Origin of the sequence: Acidocella sp., assembly GCF_036489515.1 — a bacterium.
Taxonomy (GTDB): Bacteria; Pseudomonadota; Alphaproteobacteria; order Acetobacterales; family Acetobacteraceae; genus Acidocella.
In genome coordinates this window covers 1-2,295 of sequence record NZ_DASXFO010000080.1, presented here as the reverse complement: position 1 = coordinate 2,295, position 2,295 = coordinate 1, and the positions used below count along the sequence as shown (strand labels likewise).

Below are 2,295 nucleotides of genomic sequence, written 5' to 3'. Positions count from 1 at the left end.
ACCGCGGAATATTTGGTCACCGCAAAGCATGTCATTGCGGAGGGTCTGCCCGACGAAAAAACCCACAAGGCCGATGTTCCGGATTTGGTCCTCGAACTCGTGTCGTACTCAAAGGACCAGCCGACACAACAGCGGATTTTGCTGACGGTCGACTTCCCGATGCTGCTGGCTAGAGGCGACGTGCGGGCGCACAAAACCAGGGATGTGGCGGCCATCAAGCTTGGGGTTCTGAAGGAACAGCCGGATCACTCACTGATGACGTTCTTCTCACCGGGAGTGACGAAAGTTCAATTCGCCGACAGCGGCCTGGTGAGCGCCGGAATGGTCGCGGTGCGCAAATTCGACGACGTTCTCGTCGGCAACGATGCTATTTTGTATGGCTATCCCGTATCGCTCGGTCTTCCCAACTCGCTGCAATTCGATCCACTGCGGCCGCCGCTGAGGCGGGCATTTATTGCTGGAAAAGATCCGGAAAAACATTCTTTGATCGTCGACGGCCCGGTCTACCGGGGCAACAGCGGTGGGCCGCTGTTCGAAATCGAGCCGGTGCCAAGTTCTGATATCCATTCGCCCCCTGATTTGCAGTTTCATCTCATCGGCATCATGACCGAGTTTGTTCCGCTGACGGAGCAGGCGGCGGATTTCACCATGTTGCTGAACTCCGGGTATTCGATTGCGGAACCGATGGATTTTGTGCTGGAGCTTATTCAATAGATTTGACGCAGTTCGGCGCTGAAAAACCGAAGGCGCCGCGCGGGCATCTGCCGGCGGCGGGTGGCGGAGCGGCGTGCCGGGAAGGCTTGTTCGCCCGTCGGGCGCATCGCCTCGCAAAAGCCGCGCGCAAATGCCATGTTCTGGCGGTGAGAATCAGCGGTATCGCGACCATTGCCTGACCCTTTGAAGCGCACACTTGAGCCTGTCGAACCGCCCGTCCCTGCGCCGGGCGGCATCGCCGCGCGCGCCCGCGCCGCGGCAGGTGGCGGCGCGGCCTATCTGGCCGGCCTCAATGCCGAGCAGCGGCTCGCGGTCGAGACGCTCGACGGCCCGGTGCTGGTGCTGGCCGGCGCCGGGACCGGAAAGACCCGCGTGCTCACCGTGCGCATCGCCCACATTCTGGCCACCGGCCGCGCCCGGCCGGGCGAAATCCTCGCCGTCACCTTTACCAACAAGGCGGCGCGCGAGATGAAGGGTCGCGTCGGCGACATCGTCGGCCACGTCGTCGAGGGCATGCCGTGGCTCGGCACCTTCCACTCCATCGGCGTGAAAATTCTGCGCCGCCACGCCGAGATGGTCGGGCTCAAAAGCGATTTCACCATCCTCGACGTCGACGACCAGATCCGGCTGCTCAAGCAGCTGCTGGCGGCCGAGAACATCGACGAGAAGCGCTGGCCGGCGCGCGTGCTCGCCATGCTGATCGACGGCTGGAAGAACCGCGGCCTCACCCCCGAGCAGGTGCCGCCGGGCGAAGCCGCCGCCTTCGCCAACGGCAAGGGGCTGAAACTCTACAAGGCGTTCCAGGAGCGGCTGAAGATCCTCAACGCCTGCGACTTCGGCGATCTGTTGCTGGAGTGCATCCGCCTGTTCCGCGAGCAACCCGAAGTCTTACGCCAATATCAGGTGCGCTTCCGTTTCATCCTGGTCGACGAATATCAGGACACCAACGTCGCGCAGTATCTGTGGCTGCGGTTATTGGCGCAGCGAGCAAGCGCGCAGAGCACATCCTTCCCCTCTCCCCTTGCGGGAGAGGTCGGTTCCGAGCGCAGCGAAGAACCGGGTGAGGGCCCGGGCTGGGCCGCAGCGCTGCGGCCCTCACCCGCCCCCACCCTACCCTCCCCCGCAAGCGGGGGAGGTCGGGAGGGGGCACCCTCTCCCGCGAGGGGAGAGGGCAATAAAAACATCTGCTGCGTTGGCGACGACGATCAGTCGATCTACGGCTGGCGCGGCGCCGAGGTCGACAACATCCTGCGCTTCGAGCACGACTTTCCGGGCGCCACCGTGATCCGCCTGGAGCGCAACTACCGCTCCACCGGCCACATCCTCGCCGCCGCCTCACACCTGATCGCGCATAACGAAGGCCGGCTCGGCAAGACGCTGCGCACCGACGATGAGCTCGGCGAAAAAGTCGCCGTCACCGGCTCCTGGGATTCCGAAGAAGAAGCCCGCGCCATCGGCGAGGAGATCGAACAGCTGCAGCGCGGAGATCAATCCGGCAAACCGCACAAGCTCAACCAGATCGCCATCCTGGTGCGCGCCTCGTTCCAGATGCGCGAATTCGAAGACCGCTTCGTCACGCTC

3 protein-coding genes are annotated in these 2,295 nt (G+C 63.7%); all 3 read left to right on the top strand.

Going from position 1 to position 2,295, the window contains the following annotated elements; translation table 11 throughout:
- The coding region (locus tag VGG47_RS12035) for a hypothetical protein (protein ID WP_331538843.1) at nucleotides 1–714 on the top strand (714 nt) is incomplete at its 5' end.
- A 2-nt stretch (nucleotides 715–716) separates the two neighbouring features.
- Complete coding sequence (locus tag VGG47_RS12030; RefSeq protein ID WP_331538840.1) at nucleotides 717–893, top strand: hypothetical protein; 177 nt, start codon at nucleotides 717–719, stop codon at nucleotides 891–893.
- A gap of 55 nt (nucleotides 894–948) precedes the next feature.
- On the top strand, nucleotides 949–2,295 hold a 1,347-nt coding region (locus tag VGG47_RS12025), incomplete at its 3' end, for an ATP-dependent helicase (protein ID WP_331538845.1).